This window comes from Pseudescherichia sp. (assembly GCF_031998825.1).
GTDB lineage: Bacteria > Pseudomonadota > Gammaproteobacteria > Enterobacterales > Enterobacteriaceae > Pseudescherichia.
The window spans coordinates 25,004-41,366 of record NZ_DAMACX010000002.1; the positions used below are offsets into that span (position 1 = coordinate 25,004).

The window sequence follows — 16,363 nt, forward strand, 5'->3', positions numbered from 1 at the left end:
GCTAAAAATCAGAATTAGTGAAAATTTATTACATGAGGGAAGGGCAAAACGGTGTTGGCCTCGTCTATCACGAGGCCAACACGGCACGGAGATAATTAGGCCTGCGGGCGGGCAATAACGCTGCGCGTCTCCATGCGAACTTCAGCGATAGTGACATCAATCACATCACTCACTTTATACGCGGTTTCGCCTTTAATCGTTACTGTACCGTTCTCCTGGCTGCAAACCATCTCATCACGCACGGCGTGCAGGAACGGAGCTGGAATAAACGCGACCGCGCCGTTGTCCACCAGACGCACGCGCATACCGCCGCGGCTGATATCGATAATCTCAGCAGCAAAGCGGGTATCGGTTCCGGCTTTGTCCTTCAGGAAGCGGGCATACAGCCAGTCGCCGACGTCACGCTCGGCCATACGGTTGAGACGACGGCGCTCGGCCATTTGCAAGGTAGCCTCATCCTGCGGACGGGCAACGGTTTCGTTTTTGATAATCGCTTTCAGCAGACGATGGTTGATCATATCGCCATACTTACGGATAGGCGAAGTCCAGGTCGCATAGGCGTCGAGGCCAAGACCGAAGTGAGGACCCGGCTCGGTGCTGATTTCAGCAAAGGACTGGAAACGGCGGATGCGGCTGTCGAGGAAACCTGAAGGCTGCGCATCGAGTTCACGGCGCAGCTTGCAGAAGCCTGCGAGGGTCAACACCTCTTCAGCATCGACATGCATGCCGTGCGTTTTCAGCAGCGCGGCCAGCGCTTCGCCATTCGCTGGATCGATCCCCAGATGGATGTTGTAGATCCCGAAGCCCAGCTTATCGCGCAGAACGCGTGCCGCACAGATGTTGGCGGAGATCATCGACTCCTCCACGATGCGGTTAGCGATACGGCGCGGCTCGGCGACAATATTCAGCACCTCGCCTTTATCACCCAGCACGAAGCGGTAGTCCGGGCGATCTTTAAACACCAGCGCGTGCTGGGTACGCCACTCGCTGCGGCTCAGGCAGACGCGGTGCAGGAGGCGGATCTGGTTAGCAATCGCCTCTGACGGCGGCTGCCAGCCTGCTTTGCCTTCCAGCCAGTCGGAGACGTCGTCATAAACCAGCTTGGCTTTCGATTCGATGGTCGCGGCGAAGAAGGTGATATCCTCTTCAATAGTGCCGTCGGCGGCAATAATCATGCGGCAGGCGAGTACGGGACGCACTTCCTGCGCCCGCAGGGAGCAGAGATCGTCTGACAGCTCGCGGGGCAGCATCGGGATGTTAAAGCCCGGCAGATAGTTGGTGAAAGCGCGTACTTTGGCGATATCGTCCAGCTTGCTGCCTTCGGCAATCCACGCGGTGGGATCGGCAATGGCTACGGTCAGCTGCAATTTATCGTCGGCCAGGGCTTCGACAAACAGAGCGTCATCCATATCTTCGGTGCTGGCGCTGTCGATAGTGACAAAGTCCAGAGCGGTCAGGTCGACACGCTCAAGTCCTTCGTCCAGCATCTCAGTGGCCACGCCGTTCGGCGCCTCTTTCTCCAGATTGTGGCGGGCAAGGGTCACCCACCACGGCACGAAGTGGTCATCACCGAAGGTGATAAACTGCGTCAGCTCGGCGTAAAAGCCGCGATCGCCTTTCAGCGGATGGCGACGCATTTCGGCTACCGCCCAGTCGCCCTCTTTAAAATCATGCTCCACGCCGCGCATGGCCCGGCAGGGAATAGCCTCTTTCAACAACGGATGATCCGGTACAATAGAGAGACGATCGTCTTTTCTGTGTACTTTACCGACAAAACGGGTCAGGAACGGTTCGACAAGCTCTTCCGGCTCGGCGGATTCCCGATCTTTGTCACTGTGGATCACGGCGATCACGCGGTCGCCATGCATTACCTTTTTCATCTGCGGCGGCGGAATGAAATAGCTTTTCTGCCCGTCGACTTCAAGGAAGCCAAAGCCTTTTTCGGTGCCTTTTACGACGCCTTCCGCACGCGGCGTTTGGGAATGCAGTTGCTGTTTAAGCTGCGCTAGCAGCGGGTTGTCCTGGAACATAATTTTATATTTTCGTGGCCATTAGAGCGGCTGACAGTTTTACGCGATTCTGGGTGTCGCAGCAAGCGCTGTTTCGCGCTAATGCGTGTCGCCTAGCGCGATTTTAAGACGATTCAACCAGCCGCACAGACCACTCCACGCCAGCAGATTAACGGCCTGCTGCGGGGAAAGCCCCTGCTCAACGAGGGGAGTAAAGTGGGCAGCGCTAAACCTGTCCGCGGCACGGGTTAAAAGCTGAACGGCCTGGATAACCGCTCGCGCCTGGGGATCGCCCTGGCTCCACGTATTTAATGCCTGCTCGCCGCTGCGCAACGCGGCGATCGGCGCATCGGGTACGGCGGACGTCGCTAAGGTGTTGAAGCAGTCCAGACTGCCGTTGATCCGCGCCGTCAGCAGGGCCACCAGGTCGACCAGCGAGGCATCAAGCGTGTCGCACATATCGCTTTGTAAAACCGCCCCCAGCGCATTAAGCAGGTGATGCTCATGGGCCAGAATGGGCGTCAGAACCCGCAGGGTCGGTAGCGGCTGCCACTGGGCCAACGATGCCAGCTGGGCCGCGCTGGCGAGGTGTCGCTCCACGCTCTCAAGCTGCGGCGTCCAGCGGCTATCATGGTTGCGGAAGGGCTCGGCGGCGGCATCCTGCTGCATCTCCATGCCGGGGAGCCAGCGGACAGGCTGGCTGATCAGGGCCTGCAACGTGGCGATAACCCGCGCCTGGAAGCCAATAAAACCGATAATCTGATCCATCAGCACGATGTCCCAGGTGGTCAGTCCCACCTCATCAAGCTGCTCGCGGGCACGGGCGTCAATCACCTCCGGGGAGCTGGCGAGCTGTCTGGCGTACTGGGTGATCTGCGCCAGGCGATGGTTACTTTCACGGGAGGAGTCCGGGCCGGGCAGCGGGGCAAGGCGGGCGGCATAGTGATTGCACAGGCGCTGAACGCCATAGACCTGGGCTACCGTTAGCGCCGTGCTCAGGCGATCGTAGGCGCTAAAGGTGCGCAGGCGACTGACGCTAACGCTGCGGGGAAAGAGCCGGTCGTAAAGCGCGCGGGCAGGATCCAGCCAGCGTTGACAGGGGGCGATGACATCCTCAGGCAGCACAAGATCCAGTAGAAAACGATCGGTGACGGTGGCGGCTTCGGGAACTAACGGTAGCGCTTGTGCCTGGCCGGTACTCGACTGGGTCTCATGATACCAGTGGCCTTTGCCGGAAAAACGGCGTTGTTCCATGGGCTTTCCTTGATCTCAAAATGGCGATCAATATCCTGGCGTAACGCTAACGGAGGGAAAAATATTGTTAGGTGATAATAAATAGCAGAAAAGCATAAACAGCGGGGAGACCCCTCCCGAACGGGAGGGGAAGAGAACGCTTACTTCAGTTCCAGCTCGTTCATCGCGGCGATGCTGAAACCACCGTCTACGTGAACCACTTCACCGGAGATACCGCCGGAGAGGTTAGAGCAGAGGAAGGCCGCGGTGTTACCTACGTCTTCGATGGTGACGGTGCGGCGGATCGGGGTGACCGCTTCGCAGTGGGCCAGCATTTTACGGAAGTCTTTGATGCCGGATGCGGCCAGGGTACGGATCGGACCGGCGGAGATGCCGTTCACGCGCACGCCTTCCGGACCCATCGCGTTCGCCATGTAGCGCACGTTGGCTTCCAGAGAGGCTTTCGCCAGACCCATTACGTTGTAGTTCGGAATAGCGCGCTCGGCACCCAGGTAAGAGAGGGTCAGCAGAGCAGAGTCCGGGTTCAGCATGGAGCGGCACGCTTTCGCCAGCGCAACGAAGCTGTAGGAGCTGATGTCGTGGGCAATTTTGAAGCCTTCACGGGTGACGGCGTTAACGTAGTCGCCGTCCAGCTGGTCGCCCGGTGCGAAACCGATGGAGTGCACGAAGCCGTCGAACTTCGGCCAGCTTTTCGCCAGCTCAGCGAACAGGCCGTCGATGCTTTCGTCTTTAGCAACGTCACATTCCAGAACGATGCTGGAACCCAGCTGCGCGGCAAACTCTTCAACACGGCCTTTCAGCTTGTCGTTCTGGTAGGTGAATGCCAGCTCAGCGCCTTCGCGATGCATAGCCTGTGCGATGCCGTATGCGATGGAGAGTTTGCTGGCAACGCCAGTCACCAGAATGCGCTTACCGGAAAGAAAACCCATAGCTCTAATCCTTATATTCATTGTTGTGGCGCTCGTCAGATATGGCCGCGAGCGTCGTTAAAACGCGGCGATAATAGCACGTGTCGCCATATGTGTTAATCCGACCACCCTAAAGAGTGGCGCTAGCGGTCTTTTCGCCAGGCATCCGCCGTCAGCGCCTCGCCAAAATGGCTGGCAATTAATCGACGGGTCAGCTCATGCAGCGGGGCGGCCAGCACTTCAGCGGTGCTGCCGCGCTCAACCACCTCGCCCTGGTGCATCACGATGACCTGGTCGCTGATGTGTTTCATCATACCGATATGCTGGGTAACGTAGATATAAGAGATACCCTGTTTCTCCTGCAATTCCAGCATCAGGTTAATTAATTGCGAACGCATCGACATATCCAGCGAGGCCAGGGCTTCATCCGCTACGATCACCTTCGGGCGCAGGATCAGCGCCCGAGCCAGTCCCAGACGCTGTTTCTGGCCAGGGGCGAGCATGTGCGGATAGTAGCTGACGTGATCCGGCAGCAGACCCACCATGCGCAGGGTCTCAATCACCCGCTGTCGCCGCGCCTCAGGATCCAGGTCGGTATTCAGGCGTAGCGGAAAGTCGAGGATCTGCGAGATGCGCTGGCGCGGGTTCAGCGACGTCGAGGGATCCTGAAAAATCATGCGGATGCGCTGGCTACGAAACGAGTAGTCGCCGTAGCGCAGGGGGCTATCGTCAATCAGCAGCTCGCCGGTGGTCGGCTCAATCATGCCCGCCAGCATTTTTGCCAGCGTCGATTTACCGGAGCCGTTCTCACCAATAATGGCCAGAGTCTGCTTCTCCCGCAGGGTAAAGCTGAGCGGCTTAACCGCCTCTACCGTCTGCCGATGGAACCAGCCGGTGCGGTAGCGGAAGGTCTTACTCAGGTTACGTACTTCCAGCAGGGTGTCGACCATCTCACTCCTTCTCCATATTTAACGGGAAATGACAGGCAAAGAGGTGATTTTTAGGTCCGGCCAGCAGGGGACGCTCAATGCATTTACGCTGGGCGTAGGGGCAGCGCGGCCCCAGCCGACAGCCAATCGGCAGATGTTCAAGGAGTGGGATCGCCCCCGGCAGCGTATTCAGACGGCTTTTATGCGGCATGGCGCTACCGAAGTCAGGAATAGCGCGGATCAACGCCTGGGTATAGGGATGATGCGGCGTGGCGATCAGCTCCTCGCTCGGCGCGGTCTCCACGGTCTGGCCGCAGTACATCACATTGATCCGGTCTGCCCACTGGCTCAGCATCTGCAGGTCGTGACTGATCAGAATAATGGTGGTGTTGTTGTTTTGGTTGAGCCGGGTCAGCAGGCGGAAAATCTGTGCCTGAGTGGTCGGCTCCATGGCGTTGGTCGGCTCATCGGCGATCAGCAGGCGCGGCTGGTTCGCCAGCGCAATGGCAATCATCACCTTCTGGCACTCGCCGTCAGTCAGCTCATAAGGAAAGCTGCGCATCGCATCTTTATGATCGCGTATACCGACCCGGTGCAGCAGCTCAATGGCGCGACGTTTCCGCCAGCCCATGCGCTGCCACCAGCGGCCCTTGTAGGTCCAGGCTGGAATGTTCTGCATCAGCTGTTTGCCAATGCGCTCGGAAGGATCGAGACAGGACTGCGGCTCCTGAAAAATCATCGACACGTTGTGGCCGAGGAGTTTTCGCCGCTCGCGCGCCGAGAGGCGCATCAGATCCACATCGTCGAAGCGCATCCGGTCGGCGGTGACCCGCCAGTTGTCTTTGGTCACGCCACAGATCGCTTTGGCTATCAGGCTTTTGCCCGAGCCGGATTCGCCCACCAGACCGCGGATTTCACCTTCGGCAAGGGTAAGCGTGACGCGATCGACGGCCCTGACCCAGCCTTCGCCGGTCTTGACCTCAATGGTCAGGTTACGAATATCAAGTAGTGGCACTATTCCACCCCCGCATTGACCGCACGGCGGATCCCGTCGCCCAGCAGGTTGACCAGTAATACGCTTACCATGATCGCCGCCCCCGGCAGCATCACTGTCCAGGGCGCAACGTAGATAAGCTCCAGCGCGTCGCCCAGCATCGCTCCCCATTCCGGAGAGGGCAGCTGCGCGCCAAGATCGAGAAAGCCCAGCGCGGCAATGTCGAGGATAGCCATCGACAGCGACCGGGTGATCTCAGTCACCAGGCCCGCGGTCATGTTCGGCAGCACCGCGAACCATAAAATATTGAGCGTCGTGGCACCGTCCAGCCGGGCGGCGACCACATACTCCTTCTCCAGCTCGTCGTGCACCATGCTGTAGACCGATCGTACCATCCTCGGCAGCAGCGCCAGCCAGACGGCAAACATCGCATGGGAGAGGTGCGGCCCGGCAAAGGCCACGACGATGATCGCCAGTAGCAGAGAGGGGATGGAGAGCAGCGTATCGAGCACATGGTTCAGCACCGCCGAACGCAGGCCGTGAGTGGCTCCAGCCACCACGCCGAGCACCAGGCCGCAGATCGTTGCCGCCAGGGTAACGACAAACGCGCCGCCTACCGTTGGCGCCGCGCCGCTGAGCAGGCGGCTAAGCACGTCGCGGCCCAGGTCGTCCGTACCGAGGAAGAATGAGACATCCCCGTAGCGCGACCACGAGGGCGGCAAAAGCTGGTAGCCGAGGAACTGCTGATCGATACCGTAGGGGGCAAACCAGCGGCCAAAGAGGCATAACAGCACCAGCCCGGCGCAGCCGTAGAGCCCCACCATGGCGGTCGTATCGCCATAAAATTTGCGCCACACCGTGCGCAGCGCACCGGGGGTCTGCTTCTCGTTATAGACATTATCGGAGGGCATACCATTCCTTATGTTTCAAAGGGTTCGCCAGCGCGCCCAGAATATCGGAGAGGACGTTAACAATAATGACCAGCGCGCCGATTACCATCACCCCGGCGGAGATGGCCGCATAGTCCTGCTGGCGGATGGCGTTGATGATCCAGCGCCCCAGACCCGGCCAGCTAAAGACCATCTCGGTGATCATTGCCAGCGTCAGCATGGTGGAGAACTGCAATCCAAGGCGCGGGATCACCGGTGGCAGGGCGTTATGCAGCACGTGGCGACGCAGAATAGACAGGCGCGACAGGCCGCGCGTGGCGGCAGCTTTGATGTAGTTCTGCTCAAACACATCCATAGTGCTGATGCGCATCAGGCGGATCACCTCGGTGGTCGGCGCAACCGCCAGGGTCAGCACCGGCAAGACCATATGGCGCAGCGCGCTGACGATCATCTCTTCACGCCATATTGACTCAGAGAGCCACGCATCAATCAATGCAAAGCCGGTGACCGTTTTCACCTCATAGAGCAGATCGAAGCGGCCCGATACTGGCAGCCAGCCCAGCGTCAGGGAGAAGAAGAGGGTAAGCAGCAGGGCCAGCCAGAAGATAGGGATCGAGAAGCCAATCAATGCCAGGGCGCTGATCAGTTTATCCTGCCATTTTCCGCGCATAATACCGGCCATCATGCCCACCGGAATACCCACCACCAGCGCAAAGCCAAAGGCGAGAATACACAGCTCCATGGTAGCCGGGAAGACCTCCTTGAGCTGCTCGGAGATCAGCTGACCGTTGATGCTGGAGACGCCAAAGTCCCAGTGCAGCACCCCTTTAAACCAGAAGAACCAGGCGTTCCACAGCGAGGCTCCCTGCAGCGGCGCGTGAGGGGTAAAGTAGCTCAGGCTGAATCCCACAAAGGTCAGCAGGAATAGCGTGACCAGCAGCAGAAGCAGGCGGCGCAGCGTAAAGATGATCATGGTTGCTTCACCTCTTCTTTTTCAGGTTCGCGCGAGACGCCGGCAAACGAAGCGTTGCCGAACGGGCTGAGTACGAGTCCTTTGATGTCATAGCGGTAGGCCTGAAGACGCAGGGAGGAGGCCAGCGGCAGCACCGGCAGCTCACGGGCCAGGATCGTCTGGGCCTCATCGTAGGCCTCGATACGTGACGCCAGCTGCTGAGAGGTCAGGGCCTTCTGCAATATGGTATCAAACTCCCGGTGGCACCAGTGGGCAAAGTTAGTTTGCGACTCGATAGCGGCGCAGCTGAGCAGCGGGCGGAAGAAGCTGTCGGGGTCGTTGCTGTCCGTTGACCAGCCAGAGAGGGTCAGGTCGTGGTTCATATCCATCAGCCTGGCCTCCTGGAAGCGCCCCTCAACGGGAACAATCATGACTTTTACGCCCACCTGTGCCATGTCCGCCTGAATAAGCTCGGCAGTTTTCAGCGGGCTGGGGTTCCATGCCTGGGAGCTGGTGGGCACCCACAGTTGCAGAGTCATGTTCTCCAGGCCCAGCGCCGCCAGCTGCTGTTTGGCTTTGGCCGGATTGTACTCGGTGATTTTGGCTTCGCTGTCGTAGGCCCAGGAGGCGCGGGGCAGGATCGAGGCGGCGGTCTCCGCCGTACCGTAGTAGATCGACTGCATCAGACGCTGGTTGTTGATCGCCAAGGCCAGCGCGTGACGCACGGCCGGGTTATTCAGCGGTGCTTTGTCGGTATTAAACGCCAGATAGGCGATGTTCATCCCTGGACGCAGGGTCAGGCGCAGGCGCGGATCGTCACGTAAAATCGTCAGCTGGCTGGCTGCGGGCCAGGCCAGCACATCGCACTCGCCGGTCAGCAGCTTCGATAGCCGCCCGGTGCCCCCGGACCCCAGATCGACCACCACCTGCGGCATCAGCGGCTGGCCGCGCCAGAACTTAACGTGGCGTTGCAGGCGGATATACTGGCCGGTGCGGTATTCGGCAAGCTGGAACGGCCCGGTGCCTACCGGCTGGCGATCCAGCAGCTCCTGACGATCGCGCTTAGCCAGCTGGTCTGCGTATTCGGCGGACATCACCGAAGCGTAGTGCGTTGCCAGATGCCACAGGAATGAGGCATCCGGTTTTTTCAGGCGAAACTCCACCGTGCGGCTGTCGAGCTTGCGCACGCTTTCGACCGAGTCGGCAAACTGTAAGCTATCAAAATAGGGAAAACTGCTGCCGTTGACGTTATGCCACGGGTGATGGCGATCGAAAATGCGCTGGAAGCTAAAGACCACGTCATCGGCGTTGAGCGCCCGCCCCGGCGTAAACCACGGCGTTTTCTGGAAGGCGACGTTGCTGCGCAGGCGGAAACGGTAGGTCGCGCCGTTATCCAGCACCTCCCAGCTCTCTGCCAGCTCAGGTACCAGACGATAGGTGTAAGGATCCACATCCAGCAGGCGATCGTAAAGCTGGGCCGCCAGGGTATCCACAATCAGGCCGCTGCTCGCTTTTTGCGGATTGAAGGTATTAACCTGGCCATTCACACAGTAGACAAAGCCGCTATTACGAATATCCGCCGCAGCGGGATCCGCAGGCGCAGCCTGGACGTGTCCGCTTAACAGGCCGACTGCCATGAGCAGGGAAGATATAATCAGGCGCATAATTTCTTTAGCTGTAAGACCGATTTACAAAGTGTATCGCACTTAGTATGGCTACGTAAAAATGTCTGCGGATAAGCGGCGCAAAAGTCGTCAATCAGGCCGGTTTCGTATGCGGCTTAGGCTAAAAAGGAGAGCCAGCACGGTCGCCAGCACCGCAACCCACAGGCTCAGGCGAACCGCGTCCGCCGCCTGAGCGCCGGCTGGCGCTGAAATCGACATGATTACGCCCACTAACGCACCGCCCAGGCACTGACCGAAGGTACGCATAATGGCCAGTACCCCGGAGGCGTAGCCGCTGTGTGCTCGCGAGGCGTTTGCCAGCATTTCACGGTTGTTAGGACTTTGAAAACAGCCAAACCCTATGCCGCAAACCAGGCTGCGCATGCCGATATCCCAGGCATGAGCCTGCTCAGGAAGCAGCGCCAGCAGCGTTAAACCCAGGGTAAAAAGGGCTAAACCAACCGTGGAGATCATCGCTGCGGGATAGCGATCGGCCAGCCGTCCTGCGTGGGGAGCGGCCAGCATAATACCCAGCGGCCAGGGCGTGAAGAGCAGCGCCGAGGCAAAGACGCTATACCCGTAGACGCTTTGAAACAGGAACGGCAGAGCAATAAAGGTCACTCCCTGGCTAACGAATGAGGCCAGCGAGGTGAGCGCCGCCAGTGAAAAGCGCGGCGAGGCAAAGAGCTCCAGCGGCATGAGCGGGTATGACGTACGTCGCTGGTGCCAAATAAATGTCAGCCCAGCGGCTATTGCGACGCTACCATATCCTGCTGCCGTCCACAGTTGAGTTTGTGCCTGACCGGGACGGGAGAAAACGTTTGCCGCCATAATCAGCCCACCCAGCATCATCGCTGACAGTACCGCGCCAGCCATATCAAAGGATTCGCGGCCGGGTGCGCGGTTATCGGGGATCGCCTGAAGCGTCAGAGTTAACGCGACAATTCCCAGCGGGATATTGATAGCAAACAGCCACTGCCAGCTCAGGAGAGAGAGCAGCGTACCGCCCAGCACCGGCGCGATGGCCGTGCTGGCGGCAATCAGCAGAGCATGAAGGCCCAGAATACGCCCCAGCAGGCGGGTAGGAAAAACGGATCGTAAGATCGCTGGAGCAATACTTAAGGTCGCTGCCCCGCCAACGCCCTGCACGATGCGCCAGCCAGTCAGCATGGTAAGCGAAGAGGAGAGGGCGCAGCCCAGCGAGGCCAGCGTAAACAGACCCAGACCGAAGGCAAACAGGGCGCGAAAGCCAACGCGACGGGCAAGCGCGGCAAAAATAGCCAGCGTCATCGCGGCCGACAGTAGATAGCCATTGGCGACCCACACGGCAGACTGGGCAGGCACCGCCAGCGCGTGGGCAATGGGCGGCAGCGCAACGTTGACGATGACGCCATCAAACACGGCCATTGTGGTACTGGTCATGACGGCAGCCATAGCCAGCGCGCGTTCGCGTCCCGCTAAACCCTCATCCCCCGGTCTTGCAGAAAAAAGCTCCACTTTGTTCACCTCTGTTATGTTCATGCATTCGATGTATAAAGCCTAATGAGCGGCATGGCAGGGCGGAAGACGCAGCATTTGCAGTTATAACCTGCACCAGACGCCTTCCCTCAAACCAGACGCGCAGAGTAAGATAGGTGGATGAATGCTCCCGATCTGAACCTGCTTATTGCCCTCGATGCGCTGCTGGCTGAAGTTAGCGTGGCGGGCGCTGCGCGTCGTCTGGGGCTGAGCGCATCGGCGATGAGCCGGACGCTTAGCCGCCTGCGTGCGGTAACCGGCGATCCGCTGCTGGTGCGCGCTGGACGCAGTATGGTATTGACGCCCCGGGCAGAGGCCATGCGTGAAGGCGCGCAGCGCACGCTGTTTGAGGCGCTGGCGCTGCTGCGGCCCTCCCCAGCTGGGGTGGATCTGTCGACGCTCGATCGTACTTTCGTGCTGCGTACCAACGATGGTTTCATCGAAGCCTTTGGCCCGACGCTGATTGTAGCCGCCGCGAAGTGCGCCCCGCACGTGCGTCTGCGATTTGTCGCCAGGGCGGAAAAGAGCGCGAAGGCGCTGCGTGAAGGGCTGGTCGATCTGGAGATTGGCGTGTTGGGGGAGATGGGGCCGGAGATCCGCATTCAGGCGCTGTTTCGCGATCGCTTTGTTGGGGTAGTGAGGCCAGGGCATCCGCTATCAGCGCTGTCCGGGGTAGGCGTCAGCGACTACCTCGCCCATGCCCACGTAGTGGCCTCCCGTCGGGGGCGTACCGCCGGGCCGGTAGATGAGGCGCTGGCTGAGCAGGGCCTTGAGCGGAATATTGCTGCCGTTGTACCGGGTTTTCCCGCTGCGCTGGCGGTGGCGCTGGCGTCCGATCTGGTGGGGCTGATCCCCGCCTCGTTTCTTATCCATCAGCCTGCTGCGGCGTATTGCATGTTTGAACTGCCGGTAAAGGTGCGTGGCATTACGCTCTCCCAGATGTGGCACCCGCGTGCCGAGGCCGATCCGGCGCACCGCTGGCTACGCCAGTTTGTGCTGGGGGTCTGTCGTCAGCACGCTCCGGCCCCTCAACAGTGATTGGCGAGCGCCGTGCATTGGCTTACTATAGGAAGATACTTTCGTTACCGTAAGGATTGCCTGCGATGGCTATCATCCCTAAGAACTATGCCCGTCTGGAGTCAGACTACCGGGAAAGGGCGCTGAAAATTTATCCGTGGGTCTGCGGGCGCTGCTCGCGTGAGTTTGTCTACTCGAACCTGCGGGAGTTAACGGTGCACCATATCGATCACGATCACACCAATAATCCGCCGGACGGCAGTAACTGGGAGCTGCTGTGCCTCTACTGCCACGATCACGAGCACTCAAAATATACTGAAGCCGATCAGTACGGCACAACCGTCGTGGCCGGAGAGGATGCGCAGAAAGACGTAGGAGCAGCAACCTATAATCCGTTTGCCGACCTGAAAGCGATGCTGAATAAGAAGTAATGCGTTTTCACTCCGCATAAAAAAGTGGGGCACTGAGGCCCCACGCTATTTACATTGATATGATGTCGAACGGCTATTCAGGCAGCGCGTACACCACGACCTGATCGCCCACCTGATCCTTCAGGATAGTGTTCCCCCCGGCGACGAACGCGACATACTGCCGGCCTTTGTACTCATAGATCGACGGATTCGCTACCGCAGGGGCCTCAACCTGATCGGACCACAGCTCTTCGCCACTGTCTACAGAGTAGGCGCGCACTTTGGCATCCATTGACGCACCGATGAAGATCACGCCGCCCGCCGTTACGGCAGGGCCACCAATGGTGGGCGAGCCCCAGCTTTCTGGCATAAAGAAGCCATACTGCTGCGACGCGCCAACCGGACGACGCCACTTCACATCACCCGTGTGCATATCCAGCGCCACGATTTCACCAAACGGCGGCTGCCAGCATGGCATACCCAGCCAGTTATTAGCGACTAACAGACGCATGCCGTAAGGGGCACCCTCCTGAGGAGCAAAGCCGCTCTCGTTGCCAGAGTCTTTATCCGCGTTGTCATAATCTTCGCGACTGTAGAGCTTCACATACTGCACAATGTGCGAGGTATTAACGATGGCAATCTGTTTTTGTGGATCGAACGCTACGCCGCCCCACTGGACGCCACCCGCACTGTCTGGGTAGGTCAGCGTACCTTCGCCCTTGGTGGTCGGTGGCGTGTACATACCCTCGTAGGTCAGGTTATCCCACAGGCGGGAACACTGGCCGGCACCCACCATATCTGCCAGTTTCCAGATCTCTGGCTTCTTCGATTGGTCGAGCAGCGGCGCAGGCTTAGTCGGGAAGGGCTGGGTTGGCGAAAGCACCTCGCCCTGTACTGAACCATCACCCTGCGGGACAGGACGCTCCTCGATAGGCCAGACATCCTCGCCTGTCAGGCGGTTCACAACAAACAAAAAGCCCTGCTTGGTAGCCTGAATTAACGCCGGGATCTGCTTACCGTCGACCGTAATATCCATCAGGGTCGGCGCAGAGTTAATATCGTAATCCCACACGTCGTGATGCACCCACTGGCGAGACCAGACCACTTTGCCGGTATTGATATCCAGCGCGGTAGTGGAGGTGCCAAGCGGAATAGGCTTAACGCGATTGCCGCCCCAGTAGTTGGGGGACGGTGATGAAACTGGCAGATAGACCAGACCATTAGCCTCATCGGCAGACATGTGGGTCCAGACGTTGGCTGTCCCGGTGCTTTTACGGATCTCTGCCGGAATCGCCTCGAAGGTCCACTCACGCTCGCCGGTTTGCGCATTGATTGAGAACACCGCCCCCGGAGGCGCTTCGGCATAAGCCCAGTCCTTGCCAGCCCAGCCAACCAGCAGGTGGTTGCCAACTACGGTAGGCGGTTGCAGGATAGATAGTGGGTATTTAGCGTTAACCGTGTTCCACTGATTGATATTCAGTACACCATTGTCAGCAAAGTCGCTGCACGGTTTACCTGAATCGGCATCCAGCGCATAGAGGTTGCCATCCACGGTGCCCATATAAACGATCTTCTGGCACGCTTGTCCGGCGACCGGATTTTTAGCCTGCCAGTAAGAGACGCCACGGTTTTTCAGTACCGGCTGGGTCAGCGCTTTGCGTGATGATTTGGTATCGTAATGCCACTTCTCTTTCCCCGTGCCGGGATCGAGCGCAATCAGTCGATCGAAAGGCGTACCAATGTAAATTGTCTCGTTGGCAAAAACAGGGGTCGCTGACCAGACGGTGGCAGGGGTATCACCTTTACCGTCCGAGACGTCACCGGTATGAAACTCCCAGACTTTGGTTAATTTATTGACATTATCCGCCGTGATTTGCGTCAGCGGACTGTATTTCTGGGCGTTAAGCTGACCATGAAAACTGTCCCAGGTGGCCGTAGAAGGAACCAGTGGTGTCGCTGGCTGCGCGGCAGACTCTACTTTCTGTCCATCATTTTTGCCCGTTGAGGCATCGTCAGTGGTTTTCGTGGTGCCGGGCGCCTGCTGATCGGCCGCATCCACGTTGAGCTCTTCCTGGGTTCCCTGCGATGCCTCAGCGGCTTTATCCTGCGCCTGCAACGTCAGGGGAGTAACCAGCAATGCCAGCGCCGTCATGCTGACTTTCAGTAATGGCGAGTGTTTTTCGTTTTGCACGGGCGGCTCCTCAGGCTCTGGCACGATGATTGGGGCGAACGGAATTGCTGCTCAGCGCAATCAGACCAATCAGGCCGACCACCATTGCTGCGGTAATAATGTATTGATGCAGCAGCGCGGCTGCAAAACCAATACCGAACAACAGGACAAGCGTGACAATAATCAGAAAAATGCGTGTTCCACGGTGGGATGCGCCACGCAGTAGTAAGGCCAGCAGCGCCAGTAACACGCTGGCGATGGCCACACCCAGCACACCAATAGTGCCGGTGACGCCGGTCAGCGGCGTCAGCCACGCGTATAAAGCCACCGCGAAGCCAATCACGGCTGACAGCAGCAGCAGTATACTGCCGAAGCGTGAGGGTTGAGTTTGCAACATACCAGGAGATCCCCCTATCAAAAAAATGAACAATGATGAATATGCCGTAATGGTGGACGTAGGCCGGTGTTAAACGCGCAGGAAAATATTCCACGCAAAAGAATAAAAGCGGCATAGTCCACTAAACGTAACTGAGTATAGAAGAAGGATTTTTATATGGGGCGTTAAGTCGCAGCGCCGACTGACACCGTCCCTACAGCCCATGCTTTTTCAACAGCGCCCTGAGCTGATGGTAGGTCAGGGCGAGCAGCTCTGCCGCACGCTTCTGGTTAAATTTTGCCTGCTGTAGCGCGGCCTCCAGCAAAGTCTTCTCCTGCTGGTTTTGAAACTGGCGCAGATCCAGCGGCAGGCCTGGCGCGCCAGACAACGTTTCCGTCACCGGCTCGGGAGAGGCGGTACGCTGGAAAGGATCGATAATAATTTCATCCAGCGCCACCTCGCTGGTGCCGTGGCGGTAGACCGAGCGCTCTACCACGTTCTTCAGTTCGCGAATATTACCTGGCCAACGGTAGTGGAGCAGCGTCTCGCGGGCGCGTTCGGTAAAGCCAGGAAACAGCGGCAGCCCCAGCTCGCGGCACATCTGGATCGCGAAGTGTTCCGCCATCAGCATAATATCGCTCTGCCGCTCACGCAGGGGCGGAAGCTGTACCACATCAAAGGCCAGTCGATCGAGAAGGTCGGCGCGGAACGTGCCGTCGCGCACCATCCCAGGCAGATCGGCATTAGTGGCACACACCAGCCGGACGTTAACCTGTAACGGCTGGCTGCCGCCGACGCGCTCCAGCTCGCCGTACTCAATCACCCGCAGCAGCTTTTCCTGAACCAGCATGGGGGCGGTGGCCAGCTCGTCGAGAAACAGCGTCCCACCGTCAGCGCGCTCGAAGCGGCCTGGGTGGCGTTTTTGCGCGCCGGTAAAGGCCCCGGCTTCGTGACCGAAAAGCTCGGTGTCCAGCAGGTTCTCGTTGAGGGCGGCACAGTTCAGCGAGATAAACGGCCCGTCCCAGCGTCCGGAGAGAAAGTGCAGGCGGTTGGCGATCAGCTCCTTGCCCGTTCCGCGTTCGCCGATAATCAGCACCGGCTTATCCAGCGGGGCAAGACGTGAAACCTGCTCCAGCACCTCGAGAAAGCTATTGGCCTCGCCGAGAAGATTATCCTTGTATTCCGCCATGATGAAATTCGCTATTAGTTAGTGTTATTCACCACTGTAGTCCAAATTGCCGCAGCGGTAAAATTAATCAACTCTCTATGAAT

At 58.8% G+C, this 16,363-nt stretch carries 14 protein-coding genes; 2 read left to right on the forward strand and 12 right to left on the reverse strand.

Annotation, left to right across the window (positions count from 1 at the left end; translation table 11 throughout):
- Positions 1-95 precede the first annotated feature (95 nt).
- The 9 genes from RTP97_RS01230 to RTP97_RS01270 form a co-directional block, all read right to left on the reverse strand.
- Entirely contained in the window at positions 96-2,030 is a 1,935-nt protein-coding gene (locus RTP97_RS01230) for an exoribonuclease II (protein ID WP_312410133.1), read from the reverse strand.
- A gap of 78 nt (positions 2,031-2,108) precedes the next feature.
- On the reverse strand, positions 2,109-3,263 hold the full coding sequence (locus tag RTP97_RS01235) for a CMD domain-containing protein (RefSeq protein WP_312410135.1): 1,155 nt from the start codon (positions 3,261-3,263) through the stop codon (positions 2,109-2,111).
- 140 nt (positions 3,264-3,403) lie between these two features.
- Positions 3,404-4,192 (reverse strand): enoyl-ACP reductase FabI, encoded by a 789-nt coding sequence (gene fabI / locus RTP97_RS01240; RefSeq protein ID WP_103820043.1) that lies wholly within the window; start codon positions 4,190-4,192, stop codon positions 3,404-3,406.
- A 122-nt stretch (positions 4,193-4,314) separates the two neighbouring features.
- The gene (sapF, locus tag RTP97_RS01245) at positions 4,315-5,121 is read right to left on the reverse strand and encodes a putrescine export ABC transporter ATP-binding protein SapF (protein ID WP_103820044.1); all 807 of its coding nucleotides are present in this window, start codon (positions 5,119-5,121) and stop codon (positions 4,315-4,317) included.
- A gap of 1 nt (position 5,122) precedes the next feature.
- Positions 5,123-6,115: a putrescine export ABC transporter ATP-binding protein SapD gene (sapD, locus tag RTP97_RS01250; RefSeq protein ID WP_312410137.1), complete on the reverse strand. Its 993-nt coding sequence runs from the start codon at positions 6,113-6,115 to the stop codon at positions 5,123-5,125.
- Positions 6,115-7,005 carry a putrescine export ABC transporter permease SapC gene (sapC, locus tag RTP97_RS01255; RefSeq protein WP_312410139.1) on the reverse strand — a complete coding sequence of 297 codons (891 nt, stop codon included), beginning with the start codon at positions 7,003-7,005 and terminating at the stop codon, positions 6,115-6,117. Before sapC ends, sapD begins: the two co-directional genes overlap by 1 nt.
- Entirely contained in the window at positions 6,992-7,957 is a 966-nt protein-coding gene (sapB, locus tag RTP97_RS01260) for a putrescine export ABC transporter permease SapB (RefSeq protein WP_312410141.1), read from the reverse strand. Before sapB ends, sapC begins: the two co-directional genes overlap by 14 nt.
- A complete protein-coding gene (gene sapA, locus RTP97_RS01265; RefSeq protein WP_312410144.1) occupies positions 7,954-9,600 on the reverse strand; it encodes an ABC transporter substrate-binding protein SapA in 1,647 nt (548 codons plus the stop codon). The genes sapB and sapA overlap by 4 nt, the downstream gene beginning before the upstream one ends.
- A gap of 90 nt (positions 9,601-9,690) precedes the next feature.
- Entirely contained in the window at positions 9,691-11,097 is a 1,407-nt protein-coding gene (locus tag RTP97_RS01270) for an MFS transporter (RefSeq protein ID WP_312410146.1), read from the reverse strand.
- Between the two features lie 141 nt (positions 11,098-11,238).
- Here RTP97_RS01270 and RTP97_RS01275 point away from each other — a divergent pair, with 141 nt between their 5' ends.
- Together RTP97_RS01275 and yajD are read left to right on the forward strand one after the other, a co-directional pair.
- Entirely contained in the window at positions 11,239-12,156 is a 918-nt protein-coding gene (locus RTP97_RS01275; RefSeq protein ID WP_312410147.1) for a LysR family transcriptional regulator, read from the forward strand.
- Positions 12,157-12,221: 65 nt separating this feature from the next.
- Positions 12,222-12,566 (forward strand): HNH nuclease YajD, encoded by a 345-nt coding sequence (gene yajD, locus RTP97_RS01280; RefSeq protein WP_103820051.1) that lies wholly within the window; start codon positions 12,222-12,224, stop codon positions 12,564-12,566.
- Positions 12,567-12,639: 73 nt separating this feature from the next.
- Here the strand turns inward: yajD and RTP97_RS01285 are convergent, their stop codons facing one another.
- From RTP97_RS01285 to pspF, 3 genes are all read right to left on the reverse strand, one after another.
- Entirely contained in the window at positions 12,640-14,736 is a 2,097-nt protein-coding gene (locus RTP97_RS01285) for a pyrroloquinoline quinone-dependent dehydrogenase (protein ID WP_312410150.1), read from the reverse strand.
- A gap of 10 nt (positions 14,737-14,746) precedes the next feature.
- Positions 14,747-15,112: a hypothetical protein gene (locus tag RTP97_RS01290; RefSeq protein ID WP_312410153.1), complete on the reverse strand. Its 366-nt coding sequence runs from the start codon at positions 15,110-15,112 to the stop codon at positions 14,747-14,749.
- A gap of 193 nt (positions 15,113-15,305) precedes the next feature.
- A complete protein-coding gene (gene pspF / locus RTP97_RS01295; RefSeq protein WP_312410156.1) occupies positions 15,306-16,280 on the reverse strand; it encodes a phage shock protein operon transcriptional activator in 975 nt (324 codons plus the stop codon).
- Positions 16,281-16,363: the final 83 nt, after the last annotated feature.

What these genes read in the sequence shown, in the direction of transcription:
- RTP97_RS01230 (WP_312410133.1), bottom strand. Translation starts at nt 2,030, where the DNA reads ATGTTCCAGGACAACCCGCTGCTAGCGCAGCTTAAACAGCAACTGCAT.
- RTP97_RS01235 (WP_312410135.1), bottom strand. Translation starts at nt 3,263, where the DNA reads ATGGAACAACGCCGTTTTTCCGGCAAAGGCCACTGGTATCATGAGACC.
- fabI (WP_103820043.1), bottom strand. Translation starts at nt 4,192, where the DNA reads ATGGGTTTTCTTTCCGGTAAGCGCATTCTGGTGACTGGCGTTGCCAGC.
- sapF (WP_103820044.1), bottom strand. Translation starts at nt 5,121, where the DNA reads ATGGTCGACACCCTGCTGGAAGTACGTAACCTGAGTAAGACCTTCCGC.
- sapC (WP_312410139.1), bottom strand. Translation starts at nt 7,005, where the DNA reads ATGCCCTCCGATAATGTCTATAACGAGAAGCAGACCCCCGGTGCGCTG.
- sapB (WP_312410141.1), bottom strand. Translation starts at nt 7,957, where the DNA reads ATGATCATCTTTACGCTGCGCCGCCTGCTTCTGCTGCTGGTCACGCTA.
- sapA (WP_312410144.1), bottom strand. Translation starts at nt 9,600, where the DNA reads ATGCGCCTGATTATATCTTCCCTGCTCATGGCAGTCGGCCTGTTAAGC.
- RTP97_RS01275 (WP_312410147.1), top strand. Translation starts at nt 11,239, where the DNA reads ATGAATGCTCCCGATCTGAACCTGCTTATTGCCCTCGATGCGCTGCTG.
- yajD (WP_103820051.1), top strand. Translation starts at nt 12,222, where the DNA reads ATGGCTATCATCCCTAAGAACTATGCCCGTCTGGAGTCAGACTACCGG.
- RTP97_RS01290 (WP_312410153.1), bottom strand. Translation starts at nt 15,112, where the DNA reads ATGTTGCAAACTCAACCCTCACGCTTCGGCAGTATACTGCTGCTGCTG.
- pspF (WP_312410156.1), bottom strand. Translation starts at nt 16,280, where the DNA reads ATGGCGGAATACAAGGATAATCTTCTCGGCGAGGCCAATAGCTTTCTC.